Source organism: Chitinophagaceae bacterium (genome assembly GCA_016710165.1).
GTDB lineage: Bacteria > Bacteroidota > Bacteroidia > Chitinophagales > Chitinophagaceae > Ferruginibacter.
Genome location: JADJLJ010000002.1, coordinates 672,634 through 698,482, shown reverse-complemented (window position 1 = coordinate 698,482; position 25,849 = coordinate 672,634). Strand labels below are relative to the sequence as shown.

Sequence of the window (25,849 nt, the reverse complement as noted above, 5' to 3'; positions counted from 1 at the left end):
TTACATGTCGAAGAAAGATTTTTACGAAATACTGGGTGTATCCAAAAGTGCAGGCCAGGACGAGATAAAAAAAGCATACCGTAAGGTTGCAATGCAATATCATCCTGACCGTAACCCCGGGGACAAAGCTGCGGAAGAAAAATTCAAGGAGGCTGCGGAAGCGTATGAAGTACTGAGCGATACCGATAAACGTGCGCAATATGACCGTTTTGGTCACCAGGCATTCAGCCCGGGCCGTGGCGGTGGCGGCGGTTACAGTGGTGGCGGCATGAACATGGATGATATATTCAGCCAGTTTGGCGACATCTTCGGCGATGATAATCCGTTCGGTAGTTTCTTTGGTGGAGGTGGTGGTGGCAGGAGAAGTTCGGGCGGGAGAAGCCGCGGCCAGCGTGGCAGCAACCTGAGGGTAAAACTTAAGCTGAATTTTGAAGAGATCGCCAAGGGTACACAAAAGACCATCAAGGTAAAGAAATACGTGATTTGCAACACCTGCAACGGCAGTGGTGCAAAAGACAAGAACAGCGTACAAACCTGCGGCACCTGTGGCGGAAGCGGCCAGGTAAGGCGGGTACAAAATACGTTCTTAGGTCAAATGCAAACGGTGACCACCTGCCCCACATGCAATGGAGAAGGCAGCACGGTTACTCATAAATGCACCGCCTGCAAAGGCGATGGAAGGATCTACGGAGAAGAAACCGTGACCATTGACATACCAGCCGGCGTACAGGAAGGAATGCAGCTTAGTTTAAGCGGCAAAGGAAATGCAGGAGAAAGGGGCGGTGCCCCCGGCGACCTGATCGTTCTTATCGAAGAAGAATCACATCCACAACTTCACAGGGATGGGCTGAATGTGGCCTATGATCTTCATATATCAATACCGGATGCGGTATTTGGCACCCAGGTGGAAGTGCCTACCATTGATGGCCGGGCCAAGATCAAGATACCTGCCGGAACACAAAGCGGAAAAATATTCAGGCTTAAAGGAAAAGGCTTTCCCAATGTAAACAGCTATGAAAAAGGCGACCAGTTGATACAGGTGAATGTATGGACGCCCCAGAACGTATCGGATGAAGAAAAGAAAATGCTGGAGAAAATGCAGTTGTCTGAAAACTTCAGGCCCAAGCCGGAGAAAAATGAAAAGTCCTTCTTTGATAAGGTAAGGGAGATGTTCTCTTAATCGGACCCGCCTTTCTTCTTTTTCTTTTTTGTTTTGGTATAAATCGCTTCGGCTTTATCTATCAACTGAAGGAATTCTGCCTGCAAAAAACTGTTTGGATTATACGATTCCACAGCGATTGCCCGTATAGCAGGCCAGTCGGCATTCCGCATGAACTTTGATTGCTTTACCTTCAACCCGAACATGGTAACTGCTGTTGCAAACTGCAGTTCCCGGTCAATACTTTTAAAATCTGTGAACGCAGCCGGACATTCTTTTACAAAATTCAGGTGGGCGGTATCATTGCACCGGCTGTAACGCATATTCACGGTTGCCACTTTATCATTCACAAAAGATCCTTCTTTAAAAAGCTGGTCTGTGGCAGGCACGATCTCAAAATAAGCCAGCACGCTGTTCCCGCTTCCCAATTCGCCTCCCTCTATGTCAATGGTGCTGTCGGCCACTGCATCCCGGCGGTTATCAAAACCGATCAGCCGGTATTCCTTTATAAGATTTGGGTTGAACTGTATGTTCATGAATACGTCATCGGCCACTCCATAAAAGGTTTGCGTAAGTTCTTTCACCAGGACCTTTTCGGCCTCCCGTATATCATCAATGTATGCATAATTGCCATTCCCTTTTTTTGCCAGCGTTTCCAGTTTTGAGTCTTTGAAATTTCCCATGCCAACACCCAGGCAGGTAAGATAAACCCCGCTTTGCCTTTCCTTGGTTATCAATTCCTCCAGTTCTTTCTCTGAAGACGCCCCCACATTAAAATCCCCATCGGTTGCCATGATCACCCGGTTACTGCCGCCTTTGATGAATGTTTTATTGGCCAGCATATAGGCAGCCATGATAGCTGACTGACCGGGAGTATCACCCATCGCAGTAAGCTCTTCAATTGATTTAATTATTTTTTCTTTTTCCGCTCCACTGGTAGGCTGCAGCCAGACGCCAACCGTTCCTCCATACGTAACGATGGAAACGGTATCTATGGGCCGGAGGTTCTTTACAAATAACTGGAAAGCCGCTTTGAGAAGGGGAAGCCGGTTGGGCATATCCATGCTGCCGGATGCGTCTATCAAAAAAACGAAATTTCCAGGAGGAATTTTATTCAGGTCAAGTTTCCGGGCATTGAGGTTCAGGACAAGCAGCATTTTTTCCATATCCCAGGGACAGGATGTGAGTTGCGATTCGATGCGGAAAAGATCATTGCCTGCGGGTTCACGGTAATGCAGGTTAAAGTAATTGATAACCTCCTCTGTACGCACGGCATCCGGGGGTACCGTGCTCTGCATATTGATAAAGCGCCGCACATTACTGTACGATGCCTTGTTTACATTCAAGGAGAAGCCGGTATTGGGATACTTAACCGTATTTACAAAATCATTTTCCACCAGCTGGAAATAGGTTTCATTGTCTATATACCATTTAACGCGGGAGGTTTGCTCCAGGTTCTTGGTAACCGAGATCAGCTTAGGCCGGTTGCGGTTAACATTTGACGGAAGTACTTTAAGGCTGATATACTGCCACTGATCGCAGTTCACTTTCAGTGATTTTGATTCATACCCTTCCATGAATAATGTGAGGGAATCATAGAGAGTATTTGAAGTGATGCCAAAACCACCGCCTGTGCCGGAATAAAAATACTGGTTCTTAGAATGCAGAAGGATCTTTACATTCTGAAGGGGCTGGTTCTTTTCATCGGTAATTTCGCCGCGAAGGTAGTACTGGGCATTTGCGGCAAACGCCACCAGCAGCAACGGGATATGGGCAACCAGTTTTTTCAATAGCAGGCTATTTATAAAAAATCGTTCTGTCTTTACCAAGACAACTTTTTGTTCAGTAATGTTGCCCGGTCAGTCTCCGACCAACTGGTAAATTTCCTTCAGGTTCCGTCCATGCCCGTCATAATCCAGGCCATAACCCAGCAAAAATTTATCCGGCACATTAAAGCCAAGGTAATCAATCGTAAGCGGAAAGGTCAATGCATCGGGCTTATGCAGCAGCGCCGCGATCTTTAAACTGGCTGGCTGCTGGTTGGTAAGCTGGGGCAAAAACTCATACAGGGTCTTACCCGTATCAACAATATCTTCCACGATGACCACATGCCTGCCTTTCAGGGATTCATCCAGCCCGATGGAAGTGACCACATTGCCGGTGGATCTTGTGCCCTTGTAAGAAGCCAGTTTGATAAAACATATCTCGGCATCTACGGTAAGTTCTTTAAACAGATCCGATGCAAACATGAAGGAGCCATTCAGTATGGCAATGAACAACGGGTTCTTCCCGGCATATTCTGCATTGATCTTTGCGGCAAGCCCGTTCACCTTTTCCTGGATCTGCTCGGCCTTTATATACGGCTGAAATTTTTTGTCCAATACCTGGATCACCATGGGGGTTAAAGTTTAATGCCTGCATGGCAGGCTATGAAAAATCACTTTGATACAATTATCTCCTGCCCTATTTTTAATCCGTTGCCCTCCAGTTTATTCCAATCCTTCAGCTGCTGCACCGTTACATTGTATTTCCGGGCAATGGCATATAAACCTTCTTTGGGTTCAACCGTATGGGTTTTCACTTTCGGGCCGTTGGCACCTGCTCCCTTAAAGCCCGGCTGAAGAAACAGTTTGGTATTTGCAGGCATCGCTTCTATTTGCTCCAGGTCATTGTACGCTCGCAGGTATTGGAGTTGTATGCCATTCTTCTGTGCCACATCATGCACGGTTTCCCCGGGTTGTACAATATGATATTCCTTTTCACCCGTCTTTGCCTTTTTTTGCAGGAAAATGTACTGGTCCTTTTTAAGGATGCCTTCCTCAGCAAGGTCGTTATACTCCATCAGCTTTTTTAAATTGATGTTGTGCCTGGTGGCCAGCGCTAATAAGGAAGTACCCTTATTTACAAAAACACATTTTATCTTATTTATGGTAATGATCCTGCCCGGGTCGCCTGCCAGGACGATCGTTTCATCCGTTACAACCGGGCTTTCATCCTTTACCCCTGCCGTAGCTGGTATATTTTCGTTCTCCGCATTTCTCTTTGCAATATCTGATGGGGGTACGTCATTCAATACCAGCAACGTATATTGCTGCAGGTTGTACTGCTCGATGTATTTTATCAGCTGCTCCGGGTATCTCGGATTGGTGGCATAACCGGCCCTTTTTAATCCGTTGGCCCAGCCCCTGTAATCTTCAGGATCAAGCCGGAATAAAGATGCATACCGCTGGTTGCCCCGCAAAAAATTGCTGTGATCCCGGTAACTTTCAGAAGCATCGGAATAAGCCCTGAAACATTCGCCTACGGCATCGTCATCATGGTTCACACTATCCCCGGCCCAGGTGCTTTTACATTTTATACCAAAGTGGTTATTTGATCTTTTCACCAGTTCGCTGTTGCCACTCTCCGATTCCAGGATCCCCTGCGCCAGCGTAATGGCAGCCGGAACACCCGAACGCTTCATCTCATGCATGGCAATGTCCCTGAACTGCTCAACATATTCCTCAATGGAAGTACGCTGTGCTGAAACGCCCAGTGAAAAAGAAAAAATTAATATTGCTGTTATCCCTCTTCTCATCCTTTATTTCTTTTGAATCAATAAGAGACCGTCCCGTATGGTCAGCATCACCTGATGCACCCTGTCATCATTACGCACATGTTCATTGAATGCCCGGATGGCCACGGCATTTTTCCCTTTTACATTTTCACCCAGCACCTCCCCATGAAAAAGTACGTTATCGGCCACTATCCACCCTCCCTTTTTTACCAGAGGCAAAGTTAATTCGTAATAATCAATATACCCCACTTTATCGGCATCAATAAAAACAAGATCCCAGGTTAAAGGCAGTGTGGGTATAATCTCCAACGCATTACCAATATGCAGTTCAATACAGTAGTCCATGCCTGCTTTTTTAAAATACTTTGCTGCAGTTTCAGCATCTTCCTGTCGTATTTCTATTGTATGCAGTTTGCCTTCCGGCTGTAAACCTTTTACCAAACACAGGGCACTGAAACCGGTAAAAGTACCTATCTCCAATATTGTACGGGGCTGTATCATGCGACTCAGCATTTCCAGCAGTTTGCCCTGGAGCGGGCCGCTGAGCATAACAGCTTTTGTATGATGCTGTGTGGTGAAATCATAGATCTCTTTCAGCAGAGAATCTTCTGCGGTAGTATGGGCTTCGGAGTATTGCTGAACGGAAGGATGAATTAGATCCAAGGAAAATTTTTTGGTAAAGATAGCTTTCCTTAGCATTTAATCTTATGGCGTTACCACATATACTGAAGATGGAATAGCAAGATATGTACTATCAGTTAGACGGGTGAGATTATTATTCACCCAAATTTTGGCCATAGAATTTTCATATACTGCTGCATATACATCGCTTCCATGAACAAAAACAGAACTTACCGAACTTGCATAAGCATTACTGGTGATATTTGTCAAAACCCCATTCACCCAAAGTTTAGCAGACGTTTGTATGCCGCCCCCAACATACACATTTCCATTGGCAACAAAAATCGAGTTAGCTATTTCTTCAGGTGTTGTACCTGCTGTAAGGTTAAAGGCTGTACCATTGTGCCAATACTTAGCAAAAAATTTACTTGAGCCTGGTGTAGTCTCTTCATGTCCGGCCGCATATACATCATTGCCTGAAACAAAGATTGATCTGAGTGATGCACGCCGGGTGCCGTCTGTCAAACTAAAAGGCGCCCCGTTTTTCCAATATTTAGCCACAGGGCCACCTGTTACTGGATGTACGATTGTAAACCCGGCTACATACACATCTGCTCCGGATAAAAAAACGGAATGAGCTCCTCCAAACTCGTTAGCTCCAAGTGTTAAGTTGACAGGTACTCCGTTTTTCCAAAGTCTTGGAATTTCTCCCACAGGAAGACGTTCAAAGCCTGCTGCGTAAACATCACTTCCGGATACCGCTATGCTGTGCACCAGACCATTGTTAATCCCGTTTGTAAGGTTTGTAGCTATCCCATTTTTCCAGATTTTGGCAATGTAAGGACCTGAGCCATTTAGTTCACCTCCACCGACATATACATCATTTCCTGAAACGACTATAGATAATGCGTATGCAGTATTCGTTCCATCGGTAAGATTAATGGGCGTGCCATTCTTCCAGTACTTGGCAACAAAGGCCCCAGCAGCATTTTTCTCGTGGCCAGCGACGTAAACATCAGGGGAGTTGTCAGCAGGGGAGTTGTCAGCAATGTTTTTCTTACAACTTGTAATTACTATAAGAACTACAAAAGACAGAACAGTTATTAAAATATTTTTTATCATAAAAAATAATTAAAATCAACTCTTTGCTACATCATACAGACTGTTGTATTGCTTTCAGGTTTTGATATCATCCGTAACCCTCCAACCGAAAGATGGCATTTACTAACATGGTGAAGTTAGGCAGAAATGACAGCTTTGCCGCTATCTTTCCTTGAAATAAGCCATAAGCCAATAAAAGTAAAAATGCCGTTTATGAGTATCAATTCATTCCCGATCTTATACCCACTGAATAGGTTTTCTGATATCGCTCTCAGCCCCAGCGAAACATGCAGTTTCTTTTCGTACCACTCCGGGCTGCTCAGCATATCCAGGCCTAGCGCCATCAATGGCGCTATGATACAAACGGTCCAGATCAGCTTATCGTTCAGTTGCCTTTTTGTCAATATGCCAAAAGAGAACAACCCGAGCAACGGCCCGTAGGTAATGCCTGCAAATTTCAGGATAAAGTCGATGATCAGCTTATCGTTGACTGCTTTAAAGATCAATACCATCAGGAAAAACACCACCGCAAAGGTAAAGTGCACTTTCAGCCTTGTCCGTTTCTTTTCCTTTTCGGTCCCCTCCGTTTTATTGATCCCCAAAATGTCGATGCAAAAACAGGAAGTTAGGGAGGTTATGGCGCCATCCACGCTCGGGAACAGGGCCGAGATCAAGGCAATGATGAATATAATGCCGATCGATCCGCTGAATGCATCGCTCAATGCAATGGTGGGAAAAAGGTCATCGGGGGCAACGTTGATATTATTTGTGCCGGCATACAAATACAGGATACCGCCTAAGAACAAGAACAAAAAATTCACCACCATCAGCACCGCCGTGAACGACATGATATTCTTCTGGGAGTCTTTAATGGTCTTAACGCTGATATTCTTCTGCATCATCTCCTGGTCAAGCCCGGTCATGGCAATGGCAATGAACATACCCCCAATGATGTGCTTCAGGAAAAAAGAGCCGGCCTTTACATCCGTATTGAAGATCTTTGTATAGCCTTTCTCATTCAGCAGCGACAACGTGCTTCCAAAGTCAAGCCCCATGGCCCGTATGATGACAATGATACAAACCACCAGGCCAAGCAGCATACCGGTTGTTTGCAGGGTATCGGTATAAATGATCGTTTTCACGCCGCCCTCAAACGTATACAACAGGATGAGCACCAAAATAACAAAGGCGGTCAATTCAAAGGGGATCCCGAGTTTGTCGAAGATGAAGATCTGCAGAATGCTTATTACAAGGTATAAACGGGCGGTGGCCCCCACCACACGGGACAGTATGAAAAAAAATGCACCGGCCTTATGGGCATTGATCCCAAACCGCCTTTCCAGGTACGTGTAAATGGACGTAAGGTTCATCCGGTAATACAGCGGTATCAATACAAAAGCGATCACCATGTACCCGAGCAGGTATCCAAGCACGATCTGGAAATAATAGAAATTGCCCCCACCCACACCGCCGGGCACACTCACAAAGGTTACCCCGCTGAGTGAGGTACCGATCATGCCAAATGCCACCAGCATCCAGTTACTGCTGCGGTTGCCGATAAAAAAAGATTCGTTGTTGGAATTGCGTGAAGTAACATAGGCAACTCCCAGCAACAGGATAAAATACCCTATTACAAATGAAAACAACAGAAGGGGCGACATAGGCAACCGTTTACGTAAAAATAAAATTCAATTTAGAGAAAATATCGTGTCTTTGTCCATAAATAACCAATAAAGTTTTATGCAGATAAGATCGCTGGCAGTTTTTTGCGGCTCCAAATCCGGCAACAATCCATTATTTGAAAAACAGGCCAGGGACCTTGGGTATTTACTGGCAGAAAAAAAAGTAGAACTTATTTATGGCGGCGGCAATAAAGGCATCATGGGTGCCGTGGCCAATGCCGTACTGGAGCGGTCCGGGAAAGTGACCGGTATCATTCCCTCCATTTTAAAAGACAGGGAACATCACCACGAAGGCATCACGGAACTGATCATCGTTGACAATATGCATACCCGTAAAAAAATGCTCTATGAAAAATGTGATGCCGCCATCATACTGCCCGGGGGATTTGGCACGATGGACGAATTTTTTGAGATGCTCACCTGGAACCAGCTGAGCATTCACGATAAAAGAATATTCATCCTGAACACGGCCGGTTATTACGATCACTTACTATCGCTTGCAGCCGTAATGCAGCAGGAAGGTTTCCTCTATGATAAAATTGAAGACAGGCTGGTGGTGGTTACATCCCCGGGAGAGATCAGCAGTTATCTTGGTTGATATTACCTGCCCCTTCTGCCCCCGCCCTGGAAGAGGGCAATATTATAACCAGCCCGTATAATGGGAACAGCCCTTCCCAGTCCGTCAACATAGGGTGAATTCCTGTCCCGTATCAGGTCCCATGATACAGAGAAGTAATAAAAACTCTTATTATACGCACTCCGGCCACCGGCATAACCTGCGCCCACCAGGAAACTGTTTGCATCTACATGATCGGTGGCAGGAACATAACCGGAATTATTCGCCGGGATGTATTTTGACTTTACAAAATTATGTTCGAACTGTGCCTGCGCAAACACGAACCGGAAAGGATATACCCGTACAAATGCACCGGGACCGTAGATGGTTTGCCTTACCTTATCGCCGTACACAAAATAGTCACGCTGCGATGTATAGTTGAAATTAAAGGATGCAGCAACGTCAACATATTTGTTCAGGCTGTAACCAAAATAGGGGCTTATACCGATGGCGGTATATACATTACTGAACCCGAGTGTCAGGTCTCCGCCTACAAACAGGTTTTCTTTTTTAAAACCTCTTTTCTTTTCCTCTTCCTCATCCTGGGCAAAGCCCGAAAAAGAGGCTGTTAAGATCAATGTTGCAATGAATAGTTTTTTCATGGTCCTTTTAGTTTTCGTTTGGCAACGGTTTTGAATGTTGAATGCCGGAATGGTTTAATCCACATCAAATATCTTACCGCTGTTTAAAATGTTATTGGGGTCGAATGTTCTTTTTATTCCCTTCATCAGTTGCATATTGGCGTTGGCAAATACAATGTCCATGTATTCTTTCTGTACCAGTCCAATGCCATGTTCGCCGCTGATGGTACCGCCCAGTTTTTTTACCAGTTCAAACAGGGCCTTTAGTGCCGGTATCACATTCGGGTTGTTCAGGCTGTAAATACTGCCGGGCTTCCTGATGCGTATGTGCAGGTTGCCATCGCCTGCATGGCCGTAGCAAACCACTTCAAAGTTGTATTGCTTTCCCAATGCTTTCACGCCACGTATCAGGGCCGGTAATTCGGCCCTGGGCACCACCGTATCTTCCTCAATGGTATAACCATTTATTTTTACAGCTTCTGCAACACGGCGGCGCAGTTTCCACAACTCGGCCTTTTGCTGGGCATCGTCTGCAAAAAACACATCCCCGCAATCATACCTGGTAAGCAATTCAGCAATTGCTTCCATCTCGCTCATCAAGGTGTCCAGGTGATTGCCGTCCACTTCAATGATCAAATGCGCTTCCATTTCATCGGTTACCGGCACCACGGTACTGTCCACGAACCTGCTCACGATCTTCAGGGCATTTATCTCCACCAGTTCCATGGCGCTGGGTGTAAACCCGGCCCGGAAGATCGCACTTACTGCCTCCCCCGCTTTTTCCAGTGAATTGAACGGCACCAGCATCAGCAGGTCGTATTTTGGATAAGGCAGGAGTTTCAGAACGATCCGGGTTACGATGCCCAGGGTTCCTTCACTGCCCACGATCAACTGTGTTAAATTATACCCGGTGGAATTTTTTAACACATTGGCACCCGTCCAGATGATCTCTCCGTTAGGAAGAACCACTTCCAGGTTGAGCACATAATCCTTTACCACGCCATACTTAACTGCCTTGGGACCCCCGCTGTTCTCGGCAATATTGCCACCAATAAAACAACTGCCCCGGCTGCTGGGGTCGGGTGGATAGAACAAGCCCTTTTCTTTTACTGCATTTTGTAAAACTTCGGTGATCACTCCCGGCTCGGTAGTTACCTGCAGGTTGCGTTCATCAATTTCCAGGATGGAATTCATTCGCTCGGTAGAAAGCAACACACCTCCAAACTGCGGTAAAGCCCCTCCGCTAAGCCCGGTACCCGCCCCCCGCGGGGTGACCGGGATCCTGTGTTCATTGCAAAGCTGCATGATGGCACTTATCTCTGCTGCCGAACGGGGCTTGATCACAATGCCGGGCAGGAAATGAAGGTTCTCCGTTTCGTCGTGGGCATAATCATTCAGGCTTTGTTCATCAGCAAAAACAAACGCCTCGCCCACGATCTTTTTGAATGACCCGATGTGCTGCAATGCCTTGTCTGCTGTTACTCCTTCCTTTTGCATGTAACATTATTTGTGTAAAAATCGTATAAAATGCTGAGTTGATAAAATGATGTTCGTGGAAGGTAGTGTCCTATTTTGAATGATTGTCATGCTGAGCCTGCCTGCCGGTAGGCAGGCTCAGCATGACAGGTTACAAAATATTCAAAATAGGACACTACCTGGTGGAAGCAGGTTCCTGTCAAAATGTTAAATCTTATTAACGCCAGGCAAATCTTAAAAAGGGAAATATATATTTGTTACGAATTTATTCGTATTTATTCTTAATCACTAAAAAGTAAAGCCATGAAACAATTTATTTTAAAGAACAAAAAAGTGCTGGGCACCACGTTGGCCCTGCTGCTGGTGGGCGGCATCACCATGTCCTTCCAGGATTCTCCTTTCAGCTACAACAGGTTTGCGGTTCAGGAAAACAGCGACTTCCGGAAATGCAGTTTTGATACCCTACCGGACAAAGACTTCCAGGGTTCCATCAAAATGAAAGACTTTGACAAGCTGCAGACCGAACTCGACAGGTCTTTATTACAGCTTACAGAGGAGTTGAAGAAGATAGACCTTTCCAAAATGCAGAAAGAGATCGAATCATCCCTGAAATCGGTTGACATGGAAAAAATAATGAGCGATGTGGAACGTTCACTGAAAAGCATTGACCTGGACAAAACCCTTGCCAGTGTAAACTCCTCTTTGCTGGACCTGAACCTGGACCTTAAAAGCGAAGAGATCGAAAAAGCAATGGCCGAAGCAAAAAAAGAAATTGAAAAAGCAAAGCTTGAGATCAGCAAAATAGATAAAGAAGCCATTACGAAAGAACTTGACCAGGCTAAAAAGGAGATCGAAAAGAGCAGGGCGGAGATAGACAGGATAGATCTGGACAAGATCATGGGCGAAGCAAAAGAAGACATTAACAAGGCAAAGGAAGAGTTGAAACTGACCAGAGAGCTGATCACCGGACTGGAGAAAGATGGCCTGGTAAATACCAAAGAAGGGTTTACACTGGAGTATAAGAACAAGGACCTTTACATCGATGGTAAAAAACAACCCGAAAAAGTAACTGATAAATACCGGAAGTATCTTAAGAAAGATGATCTTAAGATAAAGATCGAAAAGGAATAAAAAAATATTCAGGGGGGAATGATAAAATGCATTTGCTTTCCGGCAGATGCATTTTTATTTTGCGATCTTAAAACTTCGGACACAAAGTGACCCGATCCTCATTATCAGGATAAAACCCTTTCTTGATGATACTTAATTCGCTGGCGCCGCGGTAGCCATTGAACTTGCTGAGGCCCGACAGGGTCACATCATAGCTGAATGCAAACTGGATGTTCTTTATTTCAAAGCCAACCATGGGAACCACTGCATCACCTAAACGATAGTACACACCGGCCAGCAACTGCTTCCCGCCGTTCTCACCCAGGTTGTAATTGGCATACATGCCCAGCACCAGCTCTGTTGCACGGGCCTGCGTGGAGAAATAGGCATTGGGATTTACGATCACCCGGTCGTTCAGTTTAAAGATGCCATTTACAAAACCGGTATGGCGCATAGGTATGCGGCCGTTATTGGTATTATCGCTGAAGAAAGTTTCTTTGGGCCTGTTCACATGCTGGATGGAATAACCTGCATTAAAGTACACATTTTCCCGGGGAAAGTAGGCATAGTTCAAACCGGCCTGCATATCGAAATAACTTACATCGTTGGTATTCAACACCACCGAAGTAGGCAGGGTATTATCGAAGAATTTACCGTCAAACTGGTCTGGGAATTTTAATTTGGTCTGGTCGATACTCTTGGTGGCCCAGCCCAGGTTAAAACCGGCTGAAACCAAACTGCTTAAGCCCAGCATCTGGTGATAAGCAATGGAACCATAAATTTTTGTGCTGCGTAAACTGCCGGTACCCGCCTGGTCATTAAGTATCACAGCGCCCAGACCCAGCCACCCGTTCTCCAGCCTGTCACGCATCAGTTGCAGGTCGGCAAAAGCGCTGATGGTCTTATAAGGCGTTGACATGACCGAACTCCACTGGTTGCGGTAATGGGCGCCAACCCGGTAATCGGCATCGGGTATAAAACCTGTGTTGGCCGGGTTGGTGGTCAACGGCGTATTAAAGAACTGCGAAAAATGCAGGTCCTGTGCCCGGAGGCACAAACCAAGACCAAGAAGAAGCACTATGTTTAAAAAACGTTTCATTGATCACTGTTTCATTTGTTCATCATTCGGGTTTATATTATCTCAATAAGGTTATGTCTCCTGTTTTACGCACTTTGGTTCCATCGGTAAACTCCGCATCCAATGTGTAGGTGTACACGTCCATTGCCTGCACCTGGCCCTTGAATGTTCCGTCCCAGCCCTGGTTCCTGTCTGACGTGGAGAATACCACCTGTCCCCAGCGGTTGTATATCTTCCAGCTCAGCTTACCGATACCAAATCCTTCCACTTTAATAATTGCGTTCTTCCCAAACCTGCCGGGGGTAAAGGCATTGGGCACATCAAGCAGGGGCCTGATTATTATGGGTACATCCAGCGTTATGCTGTCGACACAGTCGGCAACATTGAATGCATACAGGGTCGCTTTATAAACACCGGTTGCATTGTACAGGTGAGAAGGATTCACCAGGGTAGAACTTTCTCCATCGCCAAAATCCCAGAGGTACCTGTTGGCGCCGATGGAAAGATTCGTAAAGCGGGTTATGGTATTTTCCACCGGCGGGTTAGGCGTCCACGTGAAATTAGCTGTAGGTATGGGAAATACCGTTATGGCAAAATAAGCCGACGTATCCCTTTTATTACAGGTGCTTGTATCAATAGCGACCAGGCGGACATTGTACGTACCCGTTGCATTATATGTGTGTGTTGGTTCAAACAAGGTTGAAGTACCGCCATCGCCAAATTCCCATATCCAGTCGGTACCACCCTGCGACAGGTTTTTGAATTCCGCCATATATGGAACACAACCACGGTCCGGTGTGCTGAATATGGCTTTCACATTCGGGCTGATGCGGAGTGGTTTTATTACGGTATCCGGCGCATTGCAGAACGTGGTATCGTCGATGATCATGGTAATGACATAGGAGCCCGTTGAAGGGAACGTATGTATGATGGGCGCCAATCCACTTCTTATTTTAGGCGACCCATCACCAAAATCCCATAAGAACGACTGGTTGGTGAATGTGGGTAACACAGCCGTAGTTAAATTATTAAACTGGTACCGCAGGCTGTTGCAGGAGTCCAGTTTAAAGAAGTTGAAATCGGGTGTAACATTGTTATTACCCACTCTTACATTTACATAGGCGGTATCGGAAATATTACAGGTATTTGAGTCGATGGCGATCAACATCAGCCGGTAGGTACCCACCTGTGTGTATGTATGCAGAACAGTATTATTAGGAGCAAACGTGGTGTCTCTTCCGGGGTTGAAGGGATCTCCGTAATCCCAGATATACATTTTACCTTTTGCCAGCGTATCCGTAAACCGTACAGAAAGCGGTACGCAACCAATGGTATCCACTACGCCGTCGATGGTTGCCTTAACACTGGCGCCAACACCGGCAAAGTTCATTTCAATTTTTACAGCGGCTTCATTGCAGTTGATCGAATTGTTTGTACGTGACCAGGCACCGGGTGTTGTCGGGAATAATGTACCTCCTGCACCACATCCGCAGATCGCCTGGTAAATTACCCCATTGGCATCAAAACGGCTGGTTCCTCCATCCACGTGATCGCCCACACTTCCGTTCTGACCAAAGTGGGTACCAAACAACTGGCTTTGTGCATTTTTCTCTAAAACAAAAAAGTAAAAGTCTGCACCATCAGCTGCCGGGATACCCAATAGCGGGCTCACTTCAGGCAATCCGGCTGTTCCGGCAGATGGGAATAATTTTAAGTTATTGATACCTCCTCCCCAACCCGAAACATAAACATTCTCACAACGGTCTACCAGGAAAGCAACGGGTGAAAGGTTTGGCACCGAAGCGCTGGTGCCAAAAACAGTAGAGTAAATATAGGCTGAGAGGTCGGGCTGCAGTTTGCTGATGAACTGCTTGCTGCCTGGGTTACTAAACGTGGCATTCACCACAGGCCAGCTTCCGGTTGTGGTACCCATAATGTAGGGTATGCCTTTCTTATCGAACTGGATACCATACACCAGGTCGTTGCCGGAAGTACCCTGGTAAGTTGTCTTTATGATCGCTGATCCGTCGTTCACAATTTGTGTTACAAACCCATCCACTTCACCACCCTGGTAAACACTTTGCAACACGCCTGTTTTATCGCCGGGAAGATTGGTACTGCTGGTACCACCTGCAACATATACATTCCCTGTCAGCAGATTTTGCGAAAGTACAAAACATGCCTCATCGGCGGAGCCGCCAAAATAACTACTGAATAGTACTGTGTTCAGGTTAGGGCTGAATTTCAGTATAACACCATCCTGCCTTCCCCCGCCAAAAACCGTTTGGAAAGCCCCTGCTGTTACCGGGAAATTGGGTGAACGGCTGCAGGACGCCACAAAAATATTGTTTGCCCCGTCCAGTATCACTTCACTCCGGGCATCATCGCCATAATTCCTGCGGGTAACATCGGCCCCGTCGGGAGCCACATATTTTCCACGGATGTTAACACCATCATCTTCAATACCGCCCATTTTCACTGAGCCAAGTATGGCCGAACCGGTTGCATTTATTTTCGTAACAACAATATCATAACCTCCGCCAATACCAATTTGCGGAATGGTTTTCGGGAAATTGGAAGAAGTGCTTCGCCCCGCAACTATAAGGTTACCCTGCTGGTCACAGATCATGCTGTGTGGCTGTTCGTTGCTGGTGCCGCCCAGGTAGGTTGCAAATAAGCGATTGGAACCATTCGCAGAATATTTAATGATGGCTATGTCGTAGGGGCCCGTATTATCCTCATTAACACCGCCGCCAAATATTGTTTGAAATGCGCCTGGTGAAACCGGGAACCCGACCCCAAAAGCAATACCGCCGGCATAAAAACTGCCATCAGGCGCCGGGGTGGCCGTATAACCCCAGTTATCCTGGGTACTTCCGGTAAAGGTTGAGAAGATCAGGGTAGGGTCAATGATCACCGTTGTTTTGGGATCATAATCACTCACTTTAAACCGTACGATATTATCCCTGATCACATACTTGCAGTCCACCGTTTGTTTTTGGCCATCACTCACCTGGTAGCTGTAGGGATACAGTTCCTTCACTTCACCCACCGATGTATTTATCATCAGTTCTTTGTTCTTCACCTGTATCTTATCAACCCCCGTGTATTGCATGGCAATGGCATTGATATTACCGCCCGGGTGAACAATGATATCGTACTTCAGTTTTGCGGCATCGCTGTAATACCGGACGTCAATATTGGGATAAACATTCTTGTAGGTGACCGCCTGCGATAACTGGCAACCCGATGCCCATTTGGCCTGGTCGTTGCCGATGAAGTAATTATTCTGGTAAGGCTGAATTTTATCGGGTACGATCCGGGCGGAAAATGATGAAGTTCCTAAAAACTGTACTTTATATGCATGCGACCTTAACGTAATTGGCTGACCGGTTGTTGCCAGGTTGGGATTATGGCCATGCATCTGGTCGGATACATTTTTCAGGTCATCGGTATTGTGAAGCAGAACAGTAAATCCCTGGTTTTCCAGGAAGAATGAACCGGTGGAAAAATCACCGCGGTAAACCACCCGGCTGTCCCATTGGCCCTTATTCTGTATGAACTCAATTTGTGCTTTTGCAGTTTTAATACTCAATACCGCAGAAAGGATTAAAATGGAAGGGTATGTTATTTTGCGCAGGATCTTCAACTGTTTCTTTTTTACAATGTACTAAAATAAAACCAAAAAAGCACCTGTTTTGTTCATCCAATAAGCATGATTCTTATCTACGAGATTTTGCTCCAGGCTGTTTTCCCTTTCTGCTGCCGGAGGTGATTTTTAACAGGTAAATTAACATCTTTACTCATATCAGGGTCGGTATCTAAAATATTCCCGGCTGCCTGTCCTGCGGCTTCCAGCATTACCTTGTCGTGGACTATATTAGCCAGCTTAAAGTTTAACAGGCCACTTTGGCGGGTACCTTCTATATCACCCGGCCCCCGGATCTCCAGGTCTTTTTCGGCGATCTTAAATCCGTCGTTGGTAGCCTCCATGATCTTTAATCGTTCCCGGGCATCATTTGATATCCTGGGGCCCGTTAATAATATGCAAAAACTTTTTTCTGCACCTCTTCCTACCCGGCCCCGCAACTGGTGCAACTGCGACAAGCCAAATTTTTCTGCACTTTCAATGACCATTATGCTGGCATTGGGAACATTCACGCCCACTTCTATCACGGTGGTACTTACCATGATCTGCGTATCCCGGTTCACAAACCGCTGCATGTTGGTTTCTTTCTGGGCTGCATCCTGCCGGCCATGTACCATGCTTATCCAGTATTTCGGTTCGGGAAAGAATGATTTGACCTCTTCATACCCTTTCATCAGGTTCTCGTAATCTACCTTGCTGCTTTCTTCTATCAGGGGGTAAACGATGTAAGCCTGTCTTCCCTTTTGTATCTCTTTCTTTACAAAACCCATCACCTGTGGCCGGGTACTTTCCGAACGATGCAGGGTAATTACGGGTTGTCTTCCCGGCGGCAGTTCGTCAATCACGCTGTAATCCAGGTCGCCGTATGCAGTAAGTGCCAGGGTACGGGGTATGGGGGTTGCCGTCATCACCAGTACGTGGGGCGGGATTGAGTTCTTTTTCCAGAGCTGTGCCCTTTGTGCCACACCAAACTTGTGCTGTTCATCAATTACGGCAAAACCCAGGTCCTTAAAGACCACGTTATCTTCGATCACTGCATGGGTACCGATCAACATATGCAAAGAGCCGTCTTCCGCAAGTTTTAATACCTCTTTCCTTTCTTTCCCTTTAGATGAACCGGTTAGGAGTTTTACACAAACCGGCATATCCTTTAAAAGAGCGGTGATGCTGATATAATGTTGCCGGGCCAGGATCTCTGTCGGCGCCATCATCACGCTTTGAAAACCATTATCTGCTGCGATAAGCATCAACATTAATGCCACAATGGTCTTTCCGCTGCCTACATCCCCCTGTAAGAGGCGGTTCATTTGTTTGCCGCTGCCTGTATCTTTCCGTATCTCTTTGAGCACCCTTTTTTGTGCATTGGTGAGCTCAAAGGGCAGGTAATTTTTAAAAAAAGTATTGAACAATACACCTACCTGACCGAACACCAAACCCTTGCTGTGCCTGTGCCGGGAAGACCTTATCAATCCCATGCGCAACTGTGCAAAGAACAATTCCTCAAACTTCAGCCGCCGCAGGGCATGCTGGTAATGTTTTTCTGTTGCCGGGAAATGGATCTGGCGGTAAGCACTGAAACGGCTGATGAATTTATATTGTTTAATGACGGGTTCCGGTAAATTCTCAGGCAGGTCTTTTTCGGTGATCAGTTCCAGTAAAGCATAAGTTAGTTTACCGAGTGTTCTTCCATTCAGCCCCTTTGTTTTTAATTTCTCGGTAGATGGATAGACCGGCTCTAATAAGATCTTACCACCGCCTTTTTGCGGGGTGAATGTTTCAATTTCCGGATGGGCGATCTGGGGTTTACCCATAAAAAATGTAAGCCGCCCGAATACCAGGTATTGCTGCCCGGGATGGATGGCTTTTTGTATCCAGTTTATGCCCTGGAACCAGACCAGTTCTATTTCGCCGGTCTCATCCTGCAGAGTTGCCACGAGGCGCTTGCCCCGGTTTTCGCCAAGTATTTCTATTTCAGTGATCTTCCCGGCCACCTGGGCATATTCACTGGCAGCAGACAGGCCGGCGATCTTATCCAGCTTTGTTTTATCAACATGGCGGAAGGGATAATGTTCCAGCAGGTCGTTGAACGTGAAAATGCCGAGTTCCTTTTTTAAAAGACCGGCTTTTAATGAAGTCACTCCCCGGATGTATTCGATGGGATTATTTAATATGGAAGAAACCTGGCTGATACGACTTGTTTCTACAAATATACAATGGCTGGTCTTCCTTGCTGTGGGCTGAAACTGAAACTTACCTGGTTTTATTACGGAATTGCCCCGGCTTTTTAAACCGGCGGTTAGCGGTATGCGTTTTTGATACGGAGGCATTGTATGCGGGTGTTTCACCCAATTCTTCCGGAACATTGGCTTTGGGAACAATATTACCGATCAGTTTTTACTATTGCCTGGAATTTACGCTGCTCCCGCTGGCTCACAAAAGTATACGCCGTTCCCTCTGCTTCTGCACGGGCTGTACGGCCAATGCGGTGCACATAGTCCTCGCCGTCGTGCGGCACATCGTAATTGATCACGAGGTCGATGTTATCAATATCAATACCCCTGCTGAGAATATCGGTGGCAACCAGTATCGGCAACCTCCTGCTTTTGAACTGCATCAGCACATCCTCTCTTTTCTCTTGTTCCAGGTCGCTGTGGATCTCATCGGCCAGGAATCTTGCCCGTTTCAGATCCCGGGTAAGTTGTTTAACACTTATCTTACTGCTGCAGAAGATCAGCACCGATTTAAAATCTTTTTTCTGAAGCAGGTGCTTCACCAGCGGTATTTTCTGGGTATCATACACAATGAATGCCTCCTGCTTTATCCGCTCATTGGGTTTACTGATGGAAATGTTCACTTCGGCAGGTTCGTGCAATATCCTGCGTGCCAGTTCCCGTATCTTCTGGGGCATGGTAGCCGAGAACAAAAGGTTCTGTCTTTTTTTGGGCAGGTGGTTAATGATGAACATGATGTCGTCGAAAAAACCCATATCCAGCATGCGGTCGGCTTCATCAAGCACCAGGTATTTCAGGCCGCCCAATTTTACATATCCCATTTTTATATGGGCCATCATTTTGCCGGGTGTGCAGATCACCACATCGGCGCCATGGCTCAATGCCTTTTTCTCCTGCACAAATGCATTGCCGTCTCCTCCGCCATATACTGCAATGGAACTCACTGAAGTGAAATAGGAAAGCCCCTCCATGTGCTGGGCTATCTGTATGGCCAGTTCACGGGTCGGAACAATGACAAGGGCATTGTTGGTATGATCTTCGTGCGGATCCGTAATGATCTTATTAATAAGCGGGAGTAAAAAAGCAGCCGTTTTCCCGGTACCCGTCTGTGCAGATGCGATGACATCTTTTCCAGCCATAACAAGCGGGATCACCTGTTCCTGTACGGGGGTGGCGTCTTCATACCCGGAGGCATCTATACCCTCCATCAATCGTTGGTCGAAACCGAATTCTGTAAATTTCAAGATATTGCTTTTAAAAATCGGGTGAAGATAGTGAATAAACGCCGATGATGGGTATAAACCGGTCAACGATTTAGCCGGCTTTTCAAAGGCAAAGCCCCGTACGGTCATATCTCCATAAAATGACCGGATATTTTTGTCAATCCGGAATAAATGCCTAGGTTTATGCAAACGATTGCATAAAATTGAGCCTTACCGTCACCATTGCGGATATTGCCAAAAAGCTGAACACTACTTCAGCCACCGTTTCCCGTGCATTGAACGACCACCCCGGCATCAGCATCAAAACAAAGAAAAGGGTTTTACAGGCTGCTGAAAAACTGCATTACAGGCGGAATACAGTAGCATCAGCTTTACGGAAGGGCCAGACAGGGATCATCGGGGTCATTATCCCGAGTGCAGAGATCAATTTTTTTGGCTCGGTGGTGCACGGCATTGAAAACATGGCAAACCAAAACGGGTACAATGTCCTGATCTATCAATCCAACGAATCCTGGGAACATGAACAAAAAGGGATCGAGACATTTTTGAATGCACGGGTGGATGGCATCATTGTTTCGATGGCCAAGGAAAAAAATGATCACACCCATTTTGTAAATGCCCGGCAGACGAAAATGCCCATTGTTTTTTTTGACAGAACAAACGATGAGCTGGAAACAGATTCTGTTTCCATTGATGATCATAAAGGAGGATATATGGCCACAGCACATCTCATTGAACAGGACTATAAACGCATTGCACATATTTCGGGCCCCCAGCATTTAAAGATATTCAAAGCAAGACTGGAAGGATATAAAGCGGCCCTCAAAAAAAACGGGATCCCGTTTGATGCCCGGCTTGTCTATACCGGGGATGTCTCCATTGAAGCCGGCAGAAATGCTGTACAATACTTCCTGGAATTATCCGATCCCCCGGATGCGGTTTTTGCTGTGGAAGATTTTACCGCATTGGGCGCCATCAAAGAACTAAAGCATAATAATATCTCTATCCCCAAAGACTTTGGTATCATAGGTTTTGCCAATGAAAGCTTTGGGGAACACATCAGCCCTTCCCTCTCAACCATTGACCAGCAAACGGTAACTATGGGAAAAGAGGCTTTCCTGCTGATGCTGAAACTGATCGAAGAAAAAAGCAATAAAAGAGGACCTGTGCAAAAAAGGATCCTTGACCCGATACCTGTTTTCAGGAATTCTTCTTTACGAAATAATGTAAGCTAAGAATAAATGTCAACCATGTCTTCAAAAATGAATATACTGCTCATGAAAATAAAATTTATAGTAATAATCCTGTTAATAGTATTTGCAGGAATTACCTGTAATAAATCTTCAGGTGGAAACAGCCCGGCACCGGCACCTGTCCCAACAACATTCTTTGCCAAAGGAGCAGATGTGAGCTGGGTAACGCAAATGGAAAATGCAGGCATGAAATTTTACAACAGCAGTGGTACCGAAACAGAATGCATGTTGCTGCTTAAGAACCTGGGGATGAACTCCATCCGGTTACGGGTTTGGGTGGACCCGGCCAATGGATGGTGCAATACGGCAGATGTTGTTACCAAAGCCATCCGGGCAAAAAACCTGGGGATGAGAATATTGATAGATTTTCATTACAGCGACAGCTGGGCCGATCCGGGCAAACAAACTAAACCGGCAGCCTGGGCAGGGCAGGATATTACCACACTGCAAACATCTGTTTACAATCACACGTACAATGTTCTGAATGTTTTAAAAACGAACAGCATTACGCCCGATTGGGTGCAGGTGGGCAATGAAACCAACGATGGCATGCTTTGGCCTGATGGGAAGGCCTCCGTGAATATGGCCAACTATGCAAAATTCTTCATTGCCGGATACAATGCCGTTAAAGCCGCCAGTCCTTCTTCGAAAGTGATGGTGCATATTTCCAATGGTATGACAATGCCCTGTTCAGGTGGAATCTTGACGGGCTGAAAGCCAATGGCGCTAAATGGGACGTGATTGGTATGTCTTTATATCCATCTGCTGCAAACTGGAATACATTGAACAGCCAGTGCTTAACCAATATGAATGACATGGTTGCCCGGTTCGGGTCGGAACTGATGGTTTGCGAAGTGGGAATGAGCTGGGACCAGTCAACAGCCTGTAATGCCTTTATTGCTGACCTCATCAGCAAAGTAAGATCAGTGAGTAACAACAAAGGCATCGGAGTTTTTTACTGGGAACCGGAAGCGTACAACAACTGGCAGGGATATACATTGGGCGCCTTTGATAATTCAGGCAAACCAACCATTGCGTTAAATGCTTTTAATTGATTTTTCACAGGATAAAACCTGATCTATGAAACGGATAAAAATTACCGGCCTCCTGGTCTTTTTGCTCACCGGCAGCATGCTTACCGGCAATGCCCAGCAGCGAAAAAGGATTAATTTAGATGACGACTGGAAATTTGCCTTCGGCAATGCCAATGATCCCAAAAGGGATTTTAATTACAGCATTGCCACCATTTTTTCAAAAACAGGTGCTGCACAATCAACAGCCATTGATCCAAAATTCAATGACAGCAGCTGGCGTGAACTTTCCCTGCCGCACGACTGGGCCGTGGAGCTGCCCTTTGTTTATTCAAAAAGTTTTGATGAACAATCACATGGCTATAAACCTGTGGGCGGCGCTTATCCCGAAACCAGCATCGGTTGGTACCGGAAACATTTTTTTGTAACCCGTGCCGATTCGGGCCAGCGTTTTCAACTGCAGTTTGACGGCGTTTACCGGGATGCTTCCTTCTGGGTAAATGGTTTCTATCTCGGCAATAATAAAAGCGGCTACGTGGGTGCATCCTACGACATCAGCAATTACCTGAGGTATGGAGGAGAAAATATTGTAACCGTACGGGTTGATGCAACGCAGTACGAAGGCTGGTTTTATGAAGGCGCAGGTATTTACCGGCATGTATGGCTGAATCAGTATGATCCTGTTCATTTGGATGAAAATCCTGTTTTTGTTTATACAGCTGTTCAAAAGAATACCGCAACGGTTTATGTGGAGACTTCTGTACAAAATGAATCCTATGCTCCGGCAATTATTTCTTTATCGGCTATCATTACCGACAGGGATGGAAATAAGATCGGGGAAACAGCTGCAAAGAATATTTCGCTTGCAGTAAATGAAAAAGCAACAGTAAAGCAGTCAGTGAAGATCATTAACCCCCGGCTATGGTCTTTGGAGGATCCCTATTTATACCGTGTCATTCCGGTTGTTAAATCTTCGGGGAAAATTATTGATACCGATAAGATGCGGTTTGGAATAAGGACCATTGATATAACCCCCAGGGGTGTTTTCCTGAATGGTAAATATCTAAAACTAAAAGGCACCAACAACCACCAGGATCATGCAGGCCTGGGCAGTGCCCTTCCCGATTACCTGCAGTATTACCGTATTTTTTTATTGAAGCAAATGGGGTCCAATGCATACCGGACGAGCCACAATCCTCCAACCAAAGAATTGCTGGATGCCTGCGACAGCCTGGGCATGCTGGTGATGGACGAGAACCGGTTACTCAACAGCAGTCCGCAATACCTGCAGGATCTTGAGTGGCTGATAAAGCGTGACCGGAGCAGGGCTTCGGTATTTATGTGGTCCATAGGGAATGAGGAAGGCTGGGTACAGGGAAACAGCACTGGTAAATTAATTGCTCAGTCCTTACTTGCCAAACAAAAGGAACTCGATCCTACCCGGGTAAGTACCTACGCTGCCGATATGGGCAACCAGGTAAAAGGAATAAATGAAGTGGTGCCTGTCCGGAGTTTTAATTACAGGCAATTTGCTGTGGAGGATTATCATAAAGATCATCCAAACCAGCCCATCATCGGAACCGAAATGGGCAGTACGGTCACCACACGCGGGCAGTATACTAAAGATTCGGTAAAAGGGTATGTTCCCGACCAGGATATAACAGCGCCCTGGTGGGCAAGCACGGCCGAAACCTGGTGGAAACTGGCTGCACCCAATGATTACTGGCTGGGCGGATTTGTATGGACCGGCCTCGATTACCGGGGCGAACCCACTCCGTTCACCTGGCCGAATGTGAGCTCACATTTTGGTATCATGGATGTTTGCGGCTTTCCAAAAAACATTTATTACTATTATCAATCATGGTGGACGGATAAAGATGTTTTACACATCTCTCCTCACTGGAATCCCGAAAAAATCGGGACAGGCTGGTCCGGAAAAGAAGGACAACCCATTGATGTCTGGGTGAACAGCAATGCCGATAATGTGGAATTATTCTTAAACGGAAAAAGTCTCGGTAAAAAAGATATGCCCCGGAACGGGCATTTGAACTGGATGGTGAATTATGCCCCCGGTACAGTGGAAGCCATTGCATACAAGAAGGGGAAAAAACTCCAGGCAAAGGTTGAAACAACCGGCAAGCCTTTTGAACTTGTTATCAGCCCCTATAAAACAACCATGATGGCCGATGGGAAAGATGCAACTGTGATCAATATCAGTGTCATTGACAGGCAGGGGCGTGAAGTGCCTGATGCAGATAACCTCATCCGTTTTTCGTTGCAGGGCGACGCAAAAATAATCGGTGTAGGCAATGGCGATCCCAGCAGTCATGAGCAGGATAGATATTTTGATTCCACAGCCCAGCGTCGTTTGTTCAACGGCAAATGCCAGGTGATCGTGCAAGCCGGCCTTACAACATCCATGATCCATTTTGAAGCAAAGGCAGACAGCATTTACAGCGGCGCAACTGATATCATGACCATACATGCTGCGCCGGTAACCGATGTAAAAGCTTCAAACAACAGCTTCCCGGTACTGCCATTCAAAGCAACGCCGGTGGATAAGATGCTGGGCGCCGATATTTCTTTTTTACCCGAACTGGAGAACAGGGGCATGAAATTCTATGATACGGATGGAAAAGAAAAAGATGCCATCCGGATCTTACAGGAGCATGGATTAAATTACATACGGCTGCGCATTTTCAATGACCCTGCCCGGGACAGCGGCTATTCACCCAAACTGGGGTTCTGCGACCTGCAGCATACCCTGCAGATGGCAAAGCGGGTGAAAGCAGCCGGCATGAAAATATTACTCGACTTTCATTACAGCGATTACTGGGCCGATCCGCAAAAACAATGGATGCCAAAAGCCTGGCGTGACAAAACATTTCCCGAACTGAAGCAGGCTGTGTATGACTATACCAAAATGGTGATGCAGGCTTTAAAAGACCAGGGCACGGTTCCTGATATGGTCCAGGTTGGTAACGAGATCAATCATGGCATTATATGGCCAGCCGGCAGTGTAACTGATTTCGACAACCTGGCACAGTTGTTCTTCGCAGGTGTACAGGGTGTGAAGTCCGTTTCGCCATCAACCAGCATCATGCTGCATATTGCCCTGGGCGGACAAAATGATGAAAGCCGCTTCTTTATTGATAATATGAACATGCGGGGCGTTCCCTATGATGTGATCGGTTTATCGTACTATCCTAAATGGCATAATACGCTTGCCGATCTTGAATACAACCTCGATGACCTGTCCCGGCGTTACAATAAGGATGTGATCGTGGTGGAATACTCCCATGTAAAAAGAGAAGTGAATGAACTGTCATTCAATGTTGCCAATAACAGGGGTAAGGGAACCTGCATCTGGGAACCATTGAATACCTGGGAACGCTTTTTTGAAAGGAACGGAAAAGCAAATGATCATTTACTGATCTATGATGAGATGAGTAAAAAATACCTGAACCGGCATTGAACAAGTA

16 protein-coding genes and 2 pseudogenes are annotated in these 25,849 nt (G+C 46.1%); 6 read left to right on the top strand and 12 right to left on the bottom strand.

The genetic code is table 11. The annotated features are described in order from the left end of the window. The first annotated feature begins 4 nt into the window (after positions 1 to 4). Complete coding sequence (dnaJ, locus tag IPJ02_13465; GenBank protein ID MBK7376520.1) at positions 5 to 1,180, top strand: molecular chaperone DnaJ; 1,176 nt, start codon at positions 5 to 7, stop codon at positions 1,178 to 1,180. On the opposite strand, the gene IPJ02_13460 is transcribed toward dnaJ, so the two are convergent. The 6 genes from IPJ02_13460 to IPJ02_13435 all read right to left on the bottom strand — a co-directional run bounded on the left by IPJ02_13460 (position 1,177) and on the right by IPJ02_13435 (position 8,098). Next, positions 1,177 to 2,949, bottom strand: coding sequence for a von Willebrand factor type A domain-containing protein (locus IPJ02_13460; protein MBK7376519.1), 1,773 nt, complete (start codon positions 2,947 to 2,949; stop codon positions 1,177 to 1,179). The two genes, dnaJ and IPJ02_13460, sit on opposite strands and share 4 nt — an antisense overlap. Positions 2,950 to 3,018: 69 nt before the next feature. Further along, a complete protein-coding gene (hpt, locus tag IPJ02_13455; GenBank protein MBK7376518.1) occupies positions 3,019 to 3,555 on the bottom strand; it encodes a hypoxanthine phosphoribosyltransferase in 537 nt (178 codons plus the stop codon). A 41-nt stretch (positions 3,556 to 3,596) separates the two neighbouring features. Continuing rightward, positions 3,597 to 4,736: a LysM peptidoglycan-binding domain-containing protein gene (locus IPJ02_13450; protein ID MBK7376517.1), complete on the bottom strand. Its 1,140-nt coding sequence runs from the start codon at positions 4,734 to 4,736 to the stop codon at positions 3,597 to 3,599. A gap of 3 nt (positions 4,737 to 4,739) precedes the next feature. Continuing rightward, entirely contained in the window at positions 4,740 to 5,414 is a 675-nt protein-coding gene (locus IPJ02_13445) for an O-methyltransferase (GenBank protein ID MBK7376516.1), read from the bottom strand. A 6-nt stretch (positions 5,415 to 5,420) separates the two neighbouring features. After that, positions 5,421 to 6,458, bottom strand: a complete 1,038-nt coding sequence (locus IPJ02_13440; protein MBK7376515.1) for a hypothetical protein — start codon at positions 6,456 to 6,458, stop codon at positions 5,421 to 5,423. Between the two features lie 116 nt (positions 6,459 to 6,574). Next, the gene (locus tag IPJ02_13435; GenBank protein ID MBK7376514.1) at positions 6,575 to 8,098 is read right to left on the bottom strand and encodes a sodium:solute symporter; all 1,524 of its coding nucleotides are present in this window, start codon (positions 8,096 to 8,098) and stop codon (positions 6,575 to 6,577) included. Positions 8,099 to 8,177: 79 nt separating this feature from the next. Between IPJ02_13435 and IPJ02_13430 the strand changes: the two genes are divergently transcribed. Then, entirely contained in the window at positions 8,178 to 8,717 is a 540-nt protein-coding gene (locus IPJ02_13430) for a TIGR00730 family Rossman fold protein (GenBank protein ID MBK7376513.1), read from the top strand. Between the two features lie 2 nt (positions 8,718 to 8,719). Here the strand turns inward: IPJ02_13430 and IPJ02_13425 are convergent, their stop codons facing one another. Both IPJ02_13425 and IPJ02_13420 read right to left on the bottom strand, forming a co-directional pair. Further along, positions 8,720 to 9,337, bottom strand: a complete 618-nt coding sequence (locus tag IPJ02_13425) for a hypothetical protein (protein ID MBK7376512.1) — start codon at positions 9,335 to 9,337, stop codon at positions 8,720 to 8,722. 54 nt (positions 9,338 to 9,391) lie between these two features. Beyond that, positions 9,392 to 10,813, bottom strand: coding sequence for an FAD-binding protein (locus tag IPJ02_13420; GenBank protein ID MBK7376511.1), 1,422 nt, complete (start codon positions 10,811 to 10,813; stop codon positions 9,392 to 9,394). A 282-nt stretch (positions 10,814 to 11,095) separates the two neighbouring features. Here IPJ02_13420 and IPJ02_13415 point away from each other — a divergent pair, with 282 nt between their 5' ends. Then, entirely contained in the window at positions 11,096 to 11,923 is an 828-nt protein-coding gene (locus IPJ02_13415) for a hypothetical protein (protein ID MBK7376510.1), read from the top strand. 67 nt (positions 11,924 to 11,990) lie between these two features. Here IPJ02_13415 and IPJ02_13410 read toward each other — a convergent pair whose 3' ends face one another. From IPJ02_13410 to IPJ02_13395, 4 genes and pseudogenes are all read right to left on the bottom strand, one after another. Beyond that, a complete protein-coding gene (locus IPJ02_13410) occupies positions 11,991 to 13,001 on the bottom strand; it encodes a PorP/SprF family type IX secretion system membrane protein (GenBank protein MBK7376509.1) in 1,011 nt (336 codons plus the stop codon). Between the two features lie 37 nt (positions 13,002 to 13,038). Continuing rightward, positions 13,039 to 16,611: a PKD domain-containing protein gene (locus IPJ02_13405; GenBank protein MBK7376508.1), complete on the bottom strand. Its 3,573-nt coding sequence runs from the start codon at positions 16,609 to 16,611 to the stop codon at positions 13,039 to 13,041. Positions 16,612 to 16,706: 95 nt separating this feature from the next. Continuing rightward, positions 16,707 to 18,956 (bottom strand): ATP-dependent DNA helicase RecG, encoded by a 2,250-nt coding sequence (gene recG, locus IPJ02_13400; protein MBK7376507.1) that lies wholly within the window; start codon positions 18,954 to 18,956, stop codon positions 16,707 to 16,709. Continuing rightward, positions 18,880 to 20,104 (bottom strand): annotated as a pseudogene (locus tag IPJ02_13395) (DEAD/DEAH box helicase). Before IPJ02_13395 ends, recG begins: the two are co-directional and overlap by 77 nt. 182 nt (positions 20,105 to 20,286) lie before the next feature. Between IPJ02_13395 and IPJ02_13390 the strand changes: the two are divergent. From IPJ02_13390 to IPJ02_13380, 3 genes and pseudogenes are all read left to right on the top strand, one after another. Beyond that, complete coding sequence (locus IPJ02_13390) at positions 20,287 to 21,318, top strand: LacI family DNA-binding transcriptional regulator (protein MBK7376506.1); 1,032 nt, start codon at positions 20,287 to 20,289, stop codon at positions 21,316 to 21,318. Positions 21,319 to 21,360: 42 nt separating this feature from the next. Further along, positions 21,361 to 22,391, top strand: a pseudogene (locus IPJ02_13385) (glycosyl hydrolase 53 family protein). 25 nt (positions 22,392 to 22,416) lie between these two features. Continuing rightward, entirely contained in the window at positions 22,417 to 25,842 is a 3,426-nt protein-coding gene (locus IPJ02_13380) for a glycosyl hydrolase 53 family protein (GenBank protein ID MBK7376505.1), read from the top strand. The last annotated feature ends 7 nt before the right edge of the window (positions 25,843 to 25,849 follow it).

Excerpts from the sequence above, each read along its gene's own strand:
- recG (MBK7376507.1), bottom strand. The coding sequence starts at position 18,956 with ATGCCTCCGTATCAAAAACGCATACCGCTAACCGCCGGTTTAAAAAGC.
- IPJ02_13425 (MBK7376512.1), bottom strand. The coding sequence starts at position 9,337 with ATGAAAAAACTATTCATTGCAACATTGATCTTAACAGCCTCTTTTTCG.
- IPJ02_13440 (MBK7376515.1), bottom strand. The coding sequence starts at position 6,458 with ATGATAAAAAATATTTTAATAACTGTTCTGTCTTTTGTAGTTCTTATA.
- IPJ02_13430 (MBK7376513.1), top strand. The coding sequence starts at position 8,178 with ATGCAGATAAGATCGCTGGCAGTTTTTTGCGGCTCCAAATCCGGCAAC.
- dnaJ (MBK7376520.1), top strand. The coding sequence starts at position 5 with ATGTCGAAGAAAGATTTTTACGAAATACTGGGTGTATCCAAAAGTGCA.
- IPJ02_13415 (MBK7376510.1), top strand. The coding sequence starts at position 11,096 with ATGAAACAATTTATTTTAAAGAACAAAAAAGTGCTGGGCACCACGTTG.
- IPJ02_13420 (MBK7376511.1), bottom strand. The coding sequence starts at position 10,813 with ATGCAAAAGGAAGGAGTAACAGCAGACAAGGCATTGCAGCACATCGGG.
- IPJ02_13435 (MBK7376514.1), bottom strand. The coding sequence starts at position 8,098 with ATGTCGCCCCTTCTGTTGTTTTCATTTGTAATAGGGTATTTTATCCTG.
- IPJ02_13445 (MBK7376516.1), bottom strand. The coding sequence starts at position 5,414 with ATGCTAAGGAAAGCTATCTTTACCAAAAAATTTTCCTTGGATCTAATT.
- IPJ02_13410 (MBK7376509.1), bottom strand. The coding sequence starts at position 13,001 with ATGAAACGTTTTTTAAACATAGTGCTTCTTCTTGGTCTTGGTTTGTGC.
- IPJ02_13450 (MBK7376517.1), bottom strand. The coding sequence starts at position 4,736 with ATGAGAAGAGGGATAACAGCAATATTAATTTTTTCTTTTTCACTGGGC.
- hpt (MBK7376518.1), bottom strand. The coding sequence starts at position 3,555 with ATGGTGATCCAGGTATTGGACAAAAAATTTCAGCCGTATATAAAGGCC.
- IPJ02_13380 (MBK7376505.1), top strand. The coding sequence starts at position 22,417 with ATGAAACGGATAAAAATTACCGGCCTCCTGGTCTTTTTGCTCACCGGC.